General features: G+C 72.7%; 8 protein-coding genes. 3 read left to right on the top strand and 5 right to left on the bottom strand.

Features of this window, described 5'->3' with window-relative positions; genetic code table 11:
• Positions 1–37: 37 nt before the first annotated feature.
• Positions 38–631 (top strand): PepSY domain-containing protein, encoded by a 594-nt coding sequence (locus tag AB0A65_RS00600; RefSeq protein WP_359943983.1) that lies wholly within the window; start codon positions 38–40, stop codon positions 629–631.
• 400 nt (positions 632–1,031) lie between these two features.
• Here AB0A65_RS00600 and AB0A65_RS00595 read toward each other — a convergent pair whose 3' ends face one another.
• Positions 1,032–1,619, bottom strand: a complete 588-nt coding sequence (locus AB0A65_RS00595; protein WP_359943980.1) for a dihydrofolate reductase family protein — start codon at positions 1,617–1,619, stop codon at positions 1,032–1,034.
• Positions 1,620–1,849: 230 nt separating this feature from the next.
• On the opposite strand from AB0A65_RS00595, the gene AB0A65_RS00590 reads away from it, so the two are divergent.
• Positions 1,850–2,245, top strand: a complete 396-nt coding sequence (locus tag AB0A65_RS00590; protein WP_359943977.1) for a hypothetical protein — start codon at positions 1,850–1,852, stop codon at positions 2,243–2,245.
• 64 nt (positions 2,246–2,309) lie between these two features.
• Here AB0A65_RS00590 and AB0A65_RS00585 read toward each other — a convergent pair whose 3' ends face one another.
• Positions 2,310–4,436, bottom strand: a complete 2,127-nt coding sequence (locus AB0A65_RS00585; protein ID WP_359943974.1) for an anthranilate synthase component I — start codon at positions 4,434–4,436, stop codon at positions 2,310–2,312.
• Positions 4,437–4,941: 505 nt separating this feature from the next.
• Between AB0A65_RS00585 and ileS the strand changes: the two genes are divergently transcribed.
• Positions 4,942–8,088 (top strand): isoleucine--tRNA ligase, encoded by a 3,147-nt coding sequence (gene ileS / locus AB0A65_RS00580; RefSeq protein ID WP_359943971.1) that lies wholly within the window; start codon positions 4,942–4,944, stop codon positions 8,086–8,088.
• A gap of 58 nt (positions 8,089–8,146) precedes the next feature.
• On the opposite strand, the gene AB0A65_RS00575 is transcribed toward ileS, so the two are convergent.
• The 3 genes from AB0A65_RS00575 to AB0A65_RS00565 all read right to left on the bottom strand — a co-directional run bounded on the left by AB0A65_RS00575 (position 8,147) and on the right by AB0A65_RS00565 (position 14,966).
• Positions 8,147–8,617 (bottom strand): DUF4878 domain-containing protein, encoded by a 471-nt coding sequence (locus tag AB0A65_RS00575; RefSeq protein WP_359943968.1) that lies wholly within the window; start codon positions 8,615–8,617, stop codon positions 8,147–8,149.
• A gap of 111 nt (positions 8,618–8,728) precedes the next feature.
• Complete coding sequence (locus AB0A65_RS00570; protein ID WP_359943965.1) at positions 8,729–11,827, bottom strand: UvrD-helicase domain-containing protein; 3,099 nt, start codon at positions 11,825–11,827, stop codon at positions 8,729–8,731.
• A 43-nt stretch (positions 11,828–11,870) separates the two neighbouring features.
• Complete coding sequence (locus AB0A65_RS00565) at positions 11,871–14,966, bottom strand: ATP-dependent DNA helicase (protein ID WP_359943963.1); 3,096 nt, start codon at positions 14,964–14,966, stop codon at positions 11,871–11,873.
• Positions 14,967–15,038 lie beyond the last annotated feature (72 nt).

The raw sequence follows: 15,038 nt of genomic DNA, 5'->3' as shown, positions 1-15,038 counted from the left end.
GCCCCCATCAGATCAGCACGGCCCGAAAGGACCCGCCATGAACGACCAGACCCCGACCCAGAACCTCACGAAGTTCGCGAAGGCCCGCAGCTTCACCGGCCGCCACCGCACTCTCGTGATCGCGGGCGCCGCAGGCGCCCTCCTCCTCGGCGGCGGCGCCGCCGCCGCGTTCGCAGCCGACGACGACCCCTTCGAGTCCGCGAACTCGGGCGGCGACCAGTCCGGCACGGGGCAGCCGGCCTCCGGCGGCACCGAGTCCACCGACGACCACGGCGGTGACTGGGACGACGCCTGGGACGACCACGGCGACGACGACTTCGTCCTCCCCGATGCCGCGATCGGCGAGGACGCGGCCGTGGAGGCCGCCCTCGCCGAGGTCGACGGCACGGTCCGCGACGTCGACCTCGAAGGCAGCGCCGACTTCCCGGTGTGGGTCGTCGACATCACCGACGCCGACGGCATCGAGTGGGACGTCGCGGTCGACGCCCTCGACGGCTCGATCCTCGGCACCCACCAGGACGACGACTCGGACGACTCCGACGACGACCACCACGACGACGATGACGACAACGACGACCGCGGCGGCGACCGCCACGACGATGACGACGACGACCGCGGCGACGACGACTAGCGCCATCGGCCCGGCCCGCACTTCGCGGGCCGGGCCGGAGTCATAGGGCCGCAGCGCCGCGCACAGGCGAGTCGGTCTTCTAACGCAAGTCGAAGCGTCGGTACCCGGCGGTAGCCAAGCCGGGAGGGCATTGACGCGAACAATCAGGGTGGGTGGGGCGGGGGTGGGGGGGAGAGGGGGAGGCCCCCCAAGCTCCCGTAGCGGAATCAGGTCCGGCCACCACCCGCACGCCTGCCCGCTCGGGGAAGTTCCCGCACTGGAAACAGGTCCGGTCCCGACCCGCCGCAGGGGCGGGCCGGGACCGGGGCGGCCGGGCGAGTCTCCGGCCGCAGGGGCGGCCCGGGGCGGTCGGGAGGTTCCGGGCGGACGGTGGGCGGCCGACCGGGTTCCCTGGTGCCCCTTAGTTCTTCACCCGGTAAGCGAGGGTGGCGAACTGGCCGCTGGGCTTGGCCTCGATGAGTTCGAGGCGGTCCGAGAGGATGCGGCGGGGGAGGAGCGGCGCGCCCGCGCCGAGGAAGACCGGGGCGAGGCTGACGCGGACCTCGTCGAGGAGGCCGGCGTCGAAGAACTGGCCGACGAGCTCGCCGCCGCCGATGAGCCAGCGGTCCTTGTCGCCCGCGGCCGCGGCCATCGCGGCGTGGACCTCCCTGACGTCGCCCGAGGCGAAGGTGATGTCGGCGCCGCGGACGGCCGGGAGGTCGCGGCTGGTGAGGACCCAGCACGGCTGCTCGTAGCCCCACTTCTCCGGGTGGTCGAGGAGCCCCTCGTACTGGACGATCCACTCATAGGTGGTGGAGCCCATGCAGATCGCGCCGACGCCCTTCATGAACTCGTCCATCTCGTCGAGCGGCGTCTCGACGGCCCCGCCGTCCGCCCCCGCGTCATCGGGGTGCCCGCCCGGGACGGTGAAGAGCCACTCCAGGGAGTTGTCGGGATCGGCAATGAACCCGTCGACGGTGGTCGCGGTGTTGTACACGGTTTTCGCCATCCCTCCATCCGATCACGGGCCACCGACATTCCGTCGGCGTATCCACTCCGCCCGTTTTCGAACACCCGAGCCCCGCGTCCCCGTCGATGCGATCCGACGCGCCGGACGACTTCTGTCAGGTTCCCGACATTGACCGTTTTGCACCGAATTCGGCACTTGCTCGTACTTAGGTAGTGAGTGCGTCACAAGGCGCAGTCCTGATCAAGTTCACCAAAGGGGTGATCATGGTAATGAAGAGGATCTTCACTGCCATCGGTGTCGCGGCGGCAGCGCTCGCGCTGTCGCTGTCCACCACATCCTCGGCCGCGGCGGCTCCCGTCGAAGCGCCGACGCCCGTGAAGTCGCGCATCGAGAACGCGGCGGCGCCCGACGCCGCCGCCGAGCAGCGCACCTGCCGGGCCCGCTTCGCGGAAGGGGTCAACCACCGCCTCCGCGCCGAGGCGGAGTCGGCGATCATCGGGTCGATCCCGGCCGGGACCTGGGTGCAGACGTCCTGCACCCGCGTCGCCGGCGGTGAATACACCGCGTGCGGCCTCTCCAGCGACTTCTGGATGGAGGTCTACTGGGACGGGAACTGGGGCCACAGCGCGTGGGGCTGCGTCCAGGACTGGGAGTTCACCTCTTAGACCACCTGCGGGACAACGAGAACGGGGCCGGGGAGCATCGCTCCCCGGCCCCGTCTGCGATCGCTCAGGCCGTCAGGCGCAGCGCGTTCCCCACGATCCGGTGGCCGTGCGCGCCCGAAGCCGTCAGGATCGACTCCGGGTGGAACTGCACCGCGAACCAGCGCTTCACGGGCGCCTCGATCGCCATGACCACGCCGCCGATCGCCGCGGTCGGCGTGAAATCGCCCCTGACCTGGTCGGCCGTCGCGTACAGCGAGTGGTACCGGGCCGCGGTCACCTCGTCGGGCAGCCCGTCGAACAGGCCGCCGCCGTTGACCTTCACGTTCCCGGGCTTGCCGTGGCTCGGCTCGTCCAGCAGCGACAGCCGCCCGCCCGCATGCTCGACCATCGCCTGGAGCCCCAGACACACCCCGAACGCGGGGAGCCCGCGCCGCTCGATCTCGTCGAGCAGCGCCGCCGTGTCGAAGTCCTCCGGGCGCCCCGGCCCCGGCGAGAGCACCACCAGGTCCGGCGCGAGCTCGTCGAGCACCGACGGCGCGTCGAACCCGAACCGCAGCGTCGTCACCTCGCAGCCGTGCTGCCGGAAGTAGTCGCCGAGCGTGTTCACGAACGAGTCCTCGTGGTCCACCAGCAGGACCTTCCGCCCGGCCCCCATCGGTCCGCCCGCGACCTCGATCGGCTCGGGCACCGGGGCCGCCGCGCCGAGGCCGCCCGCCGCCGTCTCCAGCAGCGCGCGCGCCTTCAGGTGCGTCTCGGCCTCCTCCGCGGCCGGGTCGGAGTCGTACAGCAGGGTCGCGCCCGCGCGCACGCACGCGACGCCCCCGCGGATCTGCGCGGTCCGCAGCGTCAGCCCGGTGTTCATCGTCCCGTCGAAGCCCACGAACCCGACCGCCCCGCCGTACCAGCGCCGCGGCGTCGTCTCCTGCTCCTCGATGAACCGCATCGCCCACGTCTTCGGCGCGCCCGTCACCGTCACCGCCCACATGTGGGTCAGGAACGCGTCGAGCGCGTCCATGCCCTCCCGCAGCCGCCCCTCGATGTGGTCCACGGTGTGGATCAGCCGCGAGTACATCTCGATCTGCCTGCGCCCCAGGACCTTCACGGACCCGGGCACGCACACGCGCGCCTTGTCGTTGCGGTCCACGTCGGTGCACATCGTCAGCTCCGACTCCTCCTTCGCGGAGCCGATGAGCGCCGCGATCTGCGTCGCGTCGTGCATCGGGTCGGCGCCGCGCGCGATCGTCCCCGAGATCGGGCAGGTCTCCACCCGGTCCCCGGTGACCCGCACGAACATCTCCGGCGAGGCCCCCACCAGGTACTCGCGCTCGCCCAGGTTGAACAGGAACTCGTACGGCGCCGGGTTCGCGGTGCGCAGCCGCTCGTAGAACGCCGTCGGGGAGTCGCACTCCGCGTACATCTCATGGCCCGGGACGACCTCGAACAGGTTGCCCGCCTTGAACTCCTTCTTCGCGCGCACCACCATGTCGGCGTACACGCCCGGCACCGGCCCGTCCGGGACCGCCTCCGCCCGCACGTAGTCGAGCGACTCGGTCTCCCGCGCCAGGCCCTTCGTGGACCGGTCCCCGAGCGAGAACTCGTACCGGCGCACCTGCGCGGTCTCCCGCTTGCGGTCCACCACGTACAGCTCGTCGGCCAGGTGCAGCACCAGGTCGCGCTGGTCGGCGGGCCGGTCCTTCGCGTACGGGATCGGCTCGAACTGGTACGCCAGGTCGTACCCGAACGCCCCCCACAGGCCCAGGTACGGGTCGTCGCAGCGGAGCGCGTCGAGCACCACGCGCAGCGCCGAGAACGCCGTCGGCAGCTTCGACCGCAGCTCCTCGGGGACGCGCCCGGTCGGGACGGGCACCTCGACGCGCACCTCGCCGTCCTCGCGCGTCACCGTTCCGACTTCGGCGGCGGCCAGTGCGTCGGCGAGGACGTCCACGAGGAGGTAGCCGCGGGCGTTCAACCGCCGCACGGTCACCGTGCGGCCCCGCGCCACGACCTCCAGCGAGGGGTCGACGTACGCGAGGTGGTAGCGCGAATAGCGCCCCGGGTACTCCATGCCGCTGGAGAGGACGCCGCCGCGGCGGGCCTCGACCTGCGCCACCACCGCGGAGAGGTCGGGCGAGTCGAGCTCGGACACCGTCCGCTCGACCGTCACGCCCGACGGGGTCTTGAACAAGGTCATCAAGGGCCTCTTCCTCGAAAGAAACTGGGTCACTAGTCCCGTCCTGAGGCGGCCGACCCCGGATACGACGAAGCGACCGCCTACCAGACGGTCGCTCGCTTCACTCGCACGCGAAAAGCAGGACGCCGCCTCAGCGACGCCACCACCAGTTGTTCGCGTGGAATCTCACAGGCCGAATACTACATGCCCGCACCGTGGGACGCCGGCCGGTGACCGCGCCCGCGCGCCGCCCCGAAACGCGCGCGACCGCCGCGGCGGGCAGCGCTACACTTGCGTGCAACAGCGTCGACCCGGCCATCACCGGCGAGCTTCCGGAAGAACCGGCCCACCGCGCCGAGCGCGAGGCGGGCCCCACTAGAACCGGACGGACGCGGCCCGTCACCGCCGCCGAACGAGCGGGCGCACCAGTGCGCCAAGCGAGGTGGTACCGCGGGCCGCCCCTCACCGGGCGCGACTCGTCCTCGCACACGAAGACCAAGTGCGTGTGTGAGGAGACCCGGGTCCCATGGCCTATCCACTCGACGACCCCCGACGGGGCGTTCCCGCGAGCCCGAACCTCCCGGAGGTCGAGCGCCGCGTCCTCGACTTCTGGACCAAGGACGACACCTTCCAGTCCTCCATCGAGGCCCGCCCCGCCGGCGACGACGGCTCCAACGAGTTCGTCTTCTACGACGGCCCGCCCTTCGCCAACGGCCTGCCCCACTACGGGCACCTCCTCACCGGCTACGTCAAGGACATCGTCCCCCGCTACCAGACCATGCGCGGCAAGCGCGTCGAGCGCCGCTTCGGCTGGGACACCCACGGCATGCCCGCCGAGGTCACCACCGAGAAGGAGCTCGGCCTCAAGTCCAAGGCCGACATCGAGGCGTACGGCATCGACCGGTTCAACGCCGCCGCCAAGGCGTCCGTCCTCCAGTTCACCGGCGAATGGCACGACTACGTCACCCGCCAGGCCCGCTGGGTCGACTTCGAGAACGACTACAAGACCCTCGACCTCACCTACATGGAGTCGGTCATGTGGGCGTTCAAGGAGCTCTACGACAAGGGCCTCATCTACGAGGGCTACCGCGTCCTCTGGTACTGCTGGCGCTGCGAGACCCCCCTGGCCGCCACCGAGACGAAGATGGACGACACCTACCGGGACCGCCAGGACCCGGCCGTCACCGTCGGCCTCGACGTCGTCGCCGACGGCCCCCTGGACGGCGTCAAGCTCCTGGTGTGGACCACCACGCCCTGGACCCTCCCGTCCAACCTCGCCGCCGCCGTCCACCCCGCCGTCGACTACGTCGTCGTCGCCAACGAGGACGGCCGCTACCTCCTCGCCGAGGCCCGCCTCGGCGCCTACGCCCGCGAACTCGGCGACGACTCCGAGGTCGTCTCCCGCCACAAGGGCGCCGACCTCATCGGCCTGCGCTACAACCCGCCGTTCGACTTCTTCACCGGCCGCGAGAACGCCCACCAGGTCCTCGCCGCCGACTACGTCACCACCGAGGACGGCACCGGCGTCGTCCACATCGCCCCCGCCTTCGGTGAAGAGGACAAGGTCGTCACCGACGCCGCCGGGATCGAACCCGTCGTCCCCGTCGACGACTCCGGCAAGTTCACCGACGAGGTCCCCCCCTACGCGGGCGTCCACGTCTTCGACGCCAACAAGCTCATCATCAACGACCTCAAGGCCACCCAGCGGCTCCTGCGCCACGACACCTACAACCACAACTACCCGCACTGCTGGCGCTGCGGCTCGCCGCTGATCCAGCGCGCCCTCTCCGCGTGGTTCGTGGCCGTCACGCGGTTCCGCGACCGCATGGTCGAACTCAACCAGGAGATCGACTGGACCCCCGTCCACATCAAGGACGGCCAGTTCGGGAAGTGGCTCGCCAACGCCCGCGACTGGAACATCAGCCGCAACCGCTTCTGGGGCTCCCCGATCCCCGTGTGGACCAGTGACGACCCCGCCTACCCGCGCACCGACGTCTACGGCTCGCTCGCCGAACTGGAGCGCGACTTCGGCGTGCACGTCACCGACCTCCACCGGCCCCACATCGACGACCTCGTGCGCCCCAACCCGGACGACCCCACGGGCAAGTCCGTCATGCGCCGCGTCCCCGAGGTCCTCGACTGCTGGTTCGAGTCCGGGTCCATGCCGTTCGCGCAGGTCCACTACCCGTTCGAGAACGCCGACTGGTTCGAGCACCACTTCCCCGGCGACTTCATCGTCGAGTACACCGCCCAGACGCGCGGCTGGTTCTACCTGCTGCACGTCCTGTCCACCGCCCTGTTCGACCGGCCCGCGTTCCGCACCGCCGTCGTCCACGGCACCCTCCTGGGCGCCGACGGCCAGAAGATGTCCAAGTCCCTGAAGAACTACCCCGACGTGAGGGAGTCCTTCGAGCAGTTCGGGTCCGACGCCGTCCGTTGGTCCCTCGTCGCCTCCCCGGTCCTGCGCGGCGGCGACATGCCCGTCACCGAGACCGGCTTCCGCGACGCCGTCCGCCAGATCGTCCTGCCACTGTGGAACGTCTGGTACTTCTACACGCTCTACGCCGGCGCCGCCGGGTACGAGGCGAGCCCCCGCGAGGCCCGCGCCACCGCGCTCGCCTCCGAGCACCGCCTCGACAAGTACCTGCTCGCCAAGACCCGCGAACTCGTCGAGACCATGACCGGCGCCATGGACGGCTACGACCTCGTCGCCGCCACCGCCGCGTTCCGCTCCTACCTCGAAAGCCTCACCAACTGGTACGTGCGCCGCTCCCGCGACCGCTTCTGGGAGGGCGACGAGGCCGGATTCGCAACGCTCGCAACGGCGCTCAAGACGGCCACCGAGGTCGCCGCGCCGCTGCTGCCGATGGTCGCCGAGGACATCTGGAAGGGCCTCACCGGCGGCCGCTCCGTGCACCTCGCCGACTGGCCCGACCCCGCGGACCTCCCCGCCGACCACGCGCTCGTCGAAGCGATGGACGCCGTGCGCGACATCGCCTCCGTCGGCCTGTTCATGCGCAAGGCCCGCAAGCTCCGCGTGCGCCTGCCGCTCGCGAAGGTCACCGTCGCGACCCCGCACGCCGAGCGGCTCGCGCCGTTCGCGGACTTCCTCAAGGACGAGCTGAACGTCAAGGCCGTCGAGTTCGACGCGAACGTCGAGGCGTACTCCAAGTCCGACCTCAAACTCGTCCCGCGCGTCCTCGGGCCCCGCCTCGGCAAGGACGTGCAGCGCGTCATCAAGGCCGTCAAGTCCGGCGACTGGACCGCCGAGAACGGCACCGTCACCGCCGGAGGCGTCGCCCTCGAAGAAGGCGAGTACGAGCTCACCATGGTCGCCGTCGACGCCGACCACACCGAGGCCCTCCCGGGCGAGGGCGGCGTGCTCGTCCTCGACACCGAGGTCACCCCGGAGCTCGCCGCCGAGGGCCTCGCCCGCGACCTCGTCCGCGTCATCCAGCAGGCCCGCAAGGACGCCGACCTCGACGTCACCGACCGCGTGGCCGTCACCGTCGACGCCTCGCCCGCCGTCCGCGCCGCCGTCGAAGCCCACCTGGACTTCGTCAAGGCCGAGACGCTCGCGCTGGCGCTCGACTTCGCGGACCTGCCCGACACCGCCACCGCCGGGGACGCCGGCGAGGGCGAGTCGGTGAAGGCCGCAGTCGTGAAGCAGTAGGAGAACGGGCAAGGGCCCGGCGACCGCTCGGTCGCCGGGCCCTTTCGTGTTGCGGGCCTTAGGCCATGAACCCGCAGATCTTCCAGGCGTCGTCTTCCTTGACGAGGTCGAACGTCTCGTCGGTGGTCTCGTCGTTCGCGGTGATGGAGACCTCCACGGTGGCGGTGTCGCCGTCCTCGGTGACCTCGCCGACCTCGTACGACATGTCCTCGAACATGGAGAACTCGTCGCCCGCCATCTCCTCGAACTGCTGCTTCTCCTCGTCGGTCATGCCCTCGAACTGGGCCGCCGCCTCTTCGACGCCCGCGACGTCGTCGGCGCAGAAGTAGTCGCCCGCGATGTCGGCGGCCTTCTCGCCGTCGCCGTCGAGCATGGCGTTCACCATGTCCTCGGCGCCGTCCTTGAGGAAGCCCTCGACCGCGCCGTCGGGCGTGTCGCTTCCGGCGCCGCACGCGGACAGGGCCAGGGCGAGGGCGAAGGCGCCGCCGGTCAGGGCGGTGGCGCGGCGGAGTTTGACGTTGATGTCCATCGGGTCCAATCACATGGGGGGTCGGGCTCGGCCCCGGGTAGGGCCGCGTAACTTGCCCGTCACGTTAACGGGGCAGTGCAAACCCGGGGCGAGCCGGGGCTGAACGGGGCGCTAAAGGTCGGGCCACCACGTGTGGTCCGACGAGATGTAGTGGAACGCCGTGCGCACCTGCGCCTCGTCGATGCCCTTCAACCTCGCCCACGCCTTGCGGTACACGCGCAACTGGAGCGCCGCGTGCTCGGCGGCCTCGCCCCGCGGCGGGCGGCCGGTCTTCCAGTCCACGATGTCGTACCCGCCGCCCTCACGGTGGAACACCGCATCAATACGCCCGCGCACCACCGTGCCCTCGTACTCGACCACGAACGGCACCTCCTGCGCGGCGATCCGCCGCCCCGCCCACGACGAGGCCCGGAACGCGGCCTTGAGCCGCTCCAGGTCCGCCTGGTCCACGGCCTCGTCGGCCGCGCCCGGCAGGTCCACCGGGTCGAACAGCGTTCCCCCGCCGAAGAACTCCTCGACCCACGAGTGGAACTCCGTGCCCCGCTGCGTCGCCGGGCGCGGCGGCTGCGGCATCGGGCGCCGCCGCTCGGCCGCGAAGCCCTCCTCGTCGGCGCGCATCGCCATGAGCTGCGAGGTCGACAGCCGCGCGGGCCGCGGCAGCCGCACCACCCCCGACTCGCGCTCGTCCCGCTCAGCGAGCAGCAGCTCCGCCTCCTCGCGCCACTGCCGCGCGAGCGGCCCCTCCCGCTCGGGTTCCGGCGCCGACAGCACCAGCTCCGCGGCCTCCGCGAACACCGCCTGCCGGGAACCCAAGGGCGCCTTGGCGGGCCACTCGGCCGTCCGCGCCTGGTCTTCGAGGGGGTTCGACGGCCCCGGGTCGGTCCACACCGGCACCTCCGCGCCCGCGTTCCGCGCCTCCTGGAGGAACGGCGCGGGCTTGCGCGCCGACCGCGCCTCCGCGTCCCACCAGTACCCCGACGCCAGCAGCGCCCGCCGGGCCCGGGTGAGCGCCACGTACGCGAGCCGCCGCTCCTCGTCGAGCCGCGCCTCCCGGTCGTCGGTCTTGAAGTCCTGCACGGCCTTCTTCACGTCGGCGGGCGTGTGCGCCTCGTCCAGGTACAGGACCGGCAGGTTCTCGGCGTCGCCCCGCAGCCCGTACGGCAGCCGCGCCGCGTCCGACACCCACGTCGAGTCGCGCTTCACCGACGTCGGGAGGATGCCCTCGCACAGCCCCGGCACCGACACCACGTCCCACTCCAGGCCCTTCGCGGCGTGCACCGTCATCAGCTGCACCACCCCGCCCGCCGGGTTCGCGCCCTCTACCACGAGGCCGCGCTCGCGCTTCGCCGCCGACTCCAGGTACGACAGGAACCCCGGGACGCTCGCTCCGAGCGTGTCGTTCTCGTAGGACGCCGCGATGTCCGTGAACTCGTCCAGGTTGGACAGGTCGCCGTGGTGGAGCATGACCTCCACGTCGAGCCCCGAGTGGGCGATCACGTCGCCCACCACGTCGGGCAGGCTCTGTCCGAGCCGCCCGCGGATCCAGCTCAGCTCCTCGTGGAGCTGCTCGAACCGCAGGTACCCGAGGGTCGAGTACCGTTCGGCCGCACCGGGGTCGGCGAGCGCGTCGGCGAGGGACGCCTCCGCGTCGGCGCCCGCGTCCGGCTCGAACCCGCGCGAGTCGGGGGCGAGTTCGCGGGCGCGCGTCCACAGCGCCGCGATGTCCCGCGGCCCGATCCGCCACCGGTTCCCCGCGAGGAGCCGCATGAGCGCGGGCCCGTTGGTGGGGTCGGCCGCGGCCCGCAGCATCGCCACGGTCTCGGCGACCTCCGGGTAGTACAGCAGCCCGAGCGAGCCCACGACCTGCACGGGGAGCCCCGCGTTGGTGAGGGCCCGGTGCAGGGCCGGGATCTGGCGGCGCTTGCGGATGAGGACCGCGGCGGTCTCGTCGGCGCCGGGCTCCCACACGGCGGCGAGGCGGGCGGCGATCCACTCGGCCTCGTCGGCGGCCGTCAGGTGCATGGCGGCCTCGACCGAGCCGATGCCGTGCTCGTCGTCGAACTTGGCGCCCACCGTGAGCGGCGGGACCGCGCCCGCGCGCAGCGGCTCGGACACGGCGTTCGCGGTCTCCAGGACCGCTTCGCGGTTGCGCCACGACTTCGTCAGGTACGCGACGGCGGCGGGGGTCCCGCCCGCGGCGGGGAAGTCCTGCGGGAACCGCTGGAGCGTGCCCGCCGAGGCGCCGCGCCAGGAGTAGATGGACTGGTTCGGGTCGCCGACGGCCGTCACCGGGTGCCCGCCGCCGAACAGGTCCCGCAGGAGCGACACCTGCGAGAACGAGGTGTCCTGGTACTCGTCGAGGAGCACCACGCGCCACCGGTCGCGCTCGGTGCGGATGATCTCGGGGGCGCCCGCGACGAGCTGCGCGGCCAGCGACAGCTGGTCGGCGAAGTCCATGACGCCGAGTTCGCGCTTGCGCCGGTCCCACGCCTCCACCAGTGGCAGGAGCTGGTCGCGCTTGCGGCGCAGGGACATCAGGCTCCGGAACTCGTCGTTCAGGCGCGCGGAGGAGCGTTCTTCGAGGTGCTCGTGCAGGTCCCGGTCGAAGCGGCGCAGGTCGGCGCCGTCCCGCAGGTGCTCGGCGAGCTGCTCCGCGAGCTGGAGCACCAGCTCGGTGACGCGGTCGACGCTCACGTCGAACTCGCTCATCTCGCCGTCCCACGCGCACACCAGGTCCCGCGCGAGCTGCCACCGGCCGGTGTCGGTGACGACGCGCGTGCCCGGCTCGATGCCGATGCGCAGCCCGTGCTCGCCGACCAGGCCGCCCGCGTACGCGTTGTACGTGGACACCGTAGGTTCGCCGTGCAGTTCGGCGAGTTCGGGGAGCGACTCGGTGAGCCGCCGGAGCTTGTCACGGACGCGCGCGGCCAGTTCCGCGGCGGCCTTGCGCGTGAACGTGAGGCCGAGAATGTGCTCGGGCCGCACCACCCGGTTCGCGATGAGCCACACGACGCGGTCGGCCATCGTGGTGGTCTTCCCCGAGCCCGCGCCCGCGATGACCAGCAGCGGGTCCCGCCCCGCCTCGATGACCGCGCGCTGCTCCTCGGTGGGGGAGGGCTGCCCGAGCCGGTTCGCGAGCCCGACGGCCCCGAAGCTCCGGTGGCCCACGACCCGCTCGCCCGCCTGGCCGGCCACCCGCGCCTCGTTCACCTGCGCCGCTTGCCCACTCGACCGAGCCTCACTCAACCGTGCCTCATTCATCCGTAACCTGCCGTCCCTCGTCCGCGATCGGGCAGCAGTGCTTGACCGAGCAGGTCTCGCACTTGCTGGTGTTGCGGGCCTCGAACACCGACCCGGCCATGCGGTTCGCCGTGTCCGCCACCAGGTTCCGCGCCCAGTCGGGGTTCTCGGCCTCGCCGAGCGGGCCCTGCGCCACGGTCTTCGTCGACTTGTTCTCGATGTTCGGGTACACCAGTTCGGCACCGCCCGGCTCGCCCCCTTCGGGGAACGCGCCCTCGGCCACCGCCAACTGGTACACGCCCAGCTGCGCGTGCTGCTCCACCTCGGCCTTGGTGGGCGCGGTCTTCCCGGTCTTCAGGTCCACCACGTACAGGCGCCCGTCGCCGTCGCGTTCGAGCCGGTCGATCTGCCCCGACATGACGACCTCGACGCCCGGCGGCCCCAGTTCGAGCTTCACCCGGAACGACCGCTCCGCGCCGATCAGCTCCCTCTGGTTCGCGCCCAGCCAGGCCGCGAACCGCTCCACCGCGCCCGAGACGCGGCGCCGCTGCTGCTCGGCGTGCCAGGGCGCCTCGAACGGCAGCCGGTCGAAGTGCTCGCCCACGACCTGCTCCATGACCGCCTTCGGGTCGGCCCCCGGGTCGACGGTGACCGCCTCGGCGGCCGCGTGCAGGAGCGTTCCGAGGTGCCGCGGCAGGAGGTCGCCGTCGTCGGCGCCGTGCGATTCGAGGACCCACCGCAGCCCGCACTGCTGCGTGGTCTCCACCTGCGAGGGCGAGATCCGGATCGTCTCCCCGGCGAGCGCGAGCGCCCGTTCGTCGGAGATCTGCGCGAGCCCCCACCACTTCGCGGGGTCCGCGCCCGGCACGCCCGTCCCGGCGAGGCGCCGCAGACCGGCCGCGGCCGCGTCGCGCTCGGCGTGCCCGGCGTCCACCACGGCCTCCCGCAGCCGCGCCGCGAGGGACGCGAGGCTCAGGGGGCGCCCGCGCCGCGGCGCCGCCCCGGGTTCGACGCCCAGCTCCCCGCAGAACCGGCTCGGCTGCGCGTCGTCGGAGTCCACGGCCGTGACCAGCAGCCGGGTGCGCGCGCGAGTACATGCGTTGTAGAACAGCCGCCGCTCCTCGTCGAGGAGCTGCGCGACCTGGTCGACGTCGGCGCGCCCGTCGAGGACGTCCACGAGCGCCTCGGCGCCCAGGAGCGAGCCGCGGGGCCGCAGGTTCGGCCACACGCCCTCCTGCGCGCCCGCGACGACCGTGAAGTCCCAGCGCCGCCCGTGCGCGGCGTGCGCGGTCGCGAGGGTCACCGCATCGCCCAGTTCGGCACGCGCCGAGAGGAAGTCGCCGGGGAGCTGCTGGTGCAGCACGTGCTCGCAGAAGACCTCGGCGCCCGCGCCGGGCTGCTTCTTCTCGTAGTCGGCGGCGAGGTCGAACATGGCGATGACCGCGTCCAGTTCGGCGTCGGCGCGCTGCGCCCGCCGGTCCGAGGACAGGGCCCGGCGCCGCAGCCGCTCGCTCAGCTCCGACGCCTCCCACACCGTCCACAGGGTCTCGGTGATGCCGGTGCCCGCGCGGGCGGCGGTGAACAGGGCGTCGAGGCGCCGCGCGGGCGCGGCCCACTCCTCGTCGGGGAGCGCCGCGATGCGCGCGGGGTCGGCGAGGGCCTCCACGAGGAGGTCGGCGCCGGGGGAGAAGTCGTCGGCGGCGACGGCGAGGCGCCGCAGCTCCTGGCGCAGCCGCCGCTCGGCGAACGGGTCGGCGCCGCCGAACTGCGAGTGCAGCAGCCCGGCCGCGACGGCCTCGTCGAGGCGCTCGGGGTGGCGGCCGACGAGGACGGTGCGCAGCAGGTCCCGGACGGTGGGGTGGGCCGGGAGCGGCACGTCGTCGGCGGCCTGGCGGGTGGGCACCCCGGCGTGCTGCATGGCGCGGCGCAGGTGCGGGATCGCCGACGCGGACTTGACGACGACCGCCATGTCGCCGTAGGGGACCCCGTCGAGCAGGTGGGCGCGGCGCGCGGTGTCGGCGATGTACACGGCCTCGCGCGTCGGCGAGGGCAGGTACACGACCTCGGCGCGGCCGGGCTCCTCCGAGCGGGTGCCGCGGCGCCGGTCGCGGTCGGTCCCGCGCAGCCGCCGCGACAGGACCGTGGTCGCCGCGAGGGGCGCGAGCGCGACGTCGTGGACGTCGTTCAACTGGACGACCGGCGCCTCCTCCCCTGTGCCGGTGGGGAACCGGTCGGGGAACTCCCGCACGGACTCGGCGTCGCCGCCCTGGTAGCCGAAGACGGCCGCGTCGGGGGAGCCCGCGGCGACGAGGTTCCCGCCCTCGCCCGCGAGGAGGTGCAGCAGGCCCAGGTGCGCGGGGGTCGCGTCCTGGAGGTCGTCCACGAACACCCACGAGGGCCGCGGGAGCAGCCCGGGACGCGCGCGCAGTGCGGCCGCGGCGGCCCGCACGATCTCCGCGGAGTCGTACAGGGCGCTCGACATCGACTGGAGGGCGAGGGTGGTGACGTACCGGTCGTAGAAGCGGGCGGCCGCGCCCCATTCGGGCCGGTCGTGGTCGAGCGCGAGGCGGGTCAGCTCGGGCGCGGAGAGCCCGCGCTCGCCGCTGCGCAGGACCAGGTCGCGGAGCTGCTGCGCGAACGCGTAGGTGCGCACGGCCTCGTCGAACCCGTCGGGCCACCCGAAGTCCTCGCCTTCGAGCATCGAGCGGATGAGCGCATCGGCCTCGGGGCCGGTGAGCAGCCGCGGCTCCTCCCGGCCGTCCGCCGCCGCGGCGGATCTCAGGAGCGCGAACGCGAACGCGGGGAAGGTGTACACGCCGATCTCGGCGGCCGAGCGGTGGGCCGTGGCGGCGTTGAGGCGGGCCCGCAGGTAGGCGGTGTCCTGGCGGCGCAGCCCGAAGAACAGAATCGACGCCGGGTCGGCCCCGGCCTCGACTTTCGCGGCGGCGGCCCGCAGGAGCGCCTCGGTCTTCCCGGTCTGGGGCCCGCCGCGCACGAGCAGCGGCCCGGCGGCGTGCTCCACCGCCGACCGCTGCGCCGGGTCGAGTGGGGACTCCTCGTCGGCGGGCGGATCGGTCAACTCATAGCGGAGGTCCAGCACGCTGCCCATGGAACCACAGCGAAGCACGGGGGTACGACAATCCCGGCCCCGGAGGGGCGGCACAGCGGCGCGGAGGGCGGC

Source organism: Glycomyces sp. NPDC047010 (assembly GCF_040644205.1).
GTDB lineage: Bacteria > Actinomycetota > Actinomycetes > Mycobacteriales > Micromonosporaceae > Glycomyces.
Note: the sequence above shows the minus strand (reverse complement) of the source record. Positions and strands in the feature narration are given on the sequence as shown.

Coding starts and splice junctions, on each gene's coding strand:
- AB0A65_RS00575 (WP_359943968.1), bottom strand. CDS start 8,617: ATGGACATCAACGTCAAACTCCGCCGCGCCACCGCCCTGACCGGCGGC.
- AB0A65_RS00595 (WP_359943980.1), bottom strand. CDS start 1,619: ATGGCGAAAACCGTGTACAACACCGCGACCACCGTCGACGGGTTCATT.
- AB0A65_RS00600 (WP_359943983.1), top strand. CDS start 38: ATGAACGACCAGACCCCGACCCAGAACCTCACGAAGTTCGCGAAGGCC.
- AB0A65_RS00590 (WP_359943977.1), top strand. CDS start 1,850: ATGAAGAGGATCTTCACTGCCATCGGTGTCGCGGCGGCAGCGCTCGCG.
- ileS (WP_359943971.1), top strand. CDS start 4,942: ATGGCCTATCCACTCGACGACCCCCGACGGGGCGTTCCCGCGAGCCCG.
- AB0A65_RS00585 (WP_359943974.1), bottom strand. CDS start 4,436: ATGACCTTGTTCAAGACCCCGTCGGGCGTGACGGTCGAGCGGACGGTG.
- AB0A65_RS00565 (WP_359943963.1), bottom strand. CDS start 14,966: ATGGGCAGCGTGCTGGACCTCCGCTATGAGTTGACCGATCCGCCCGCC.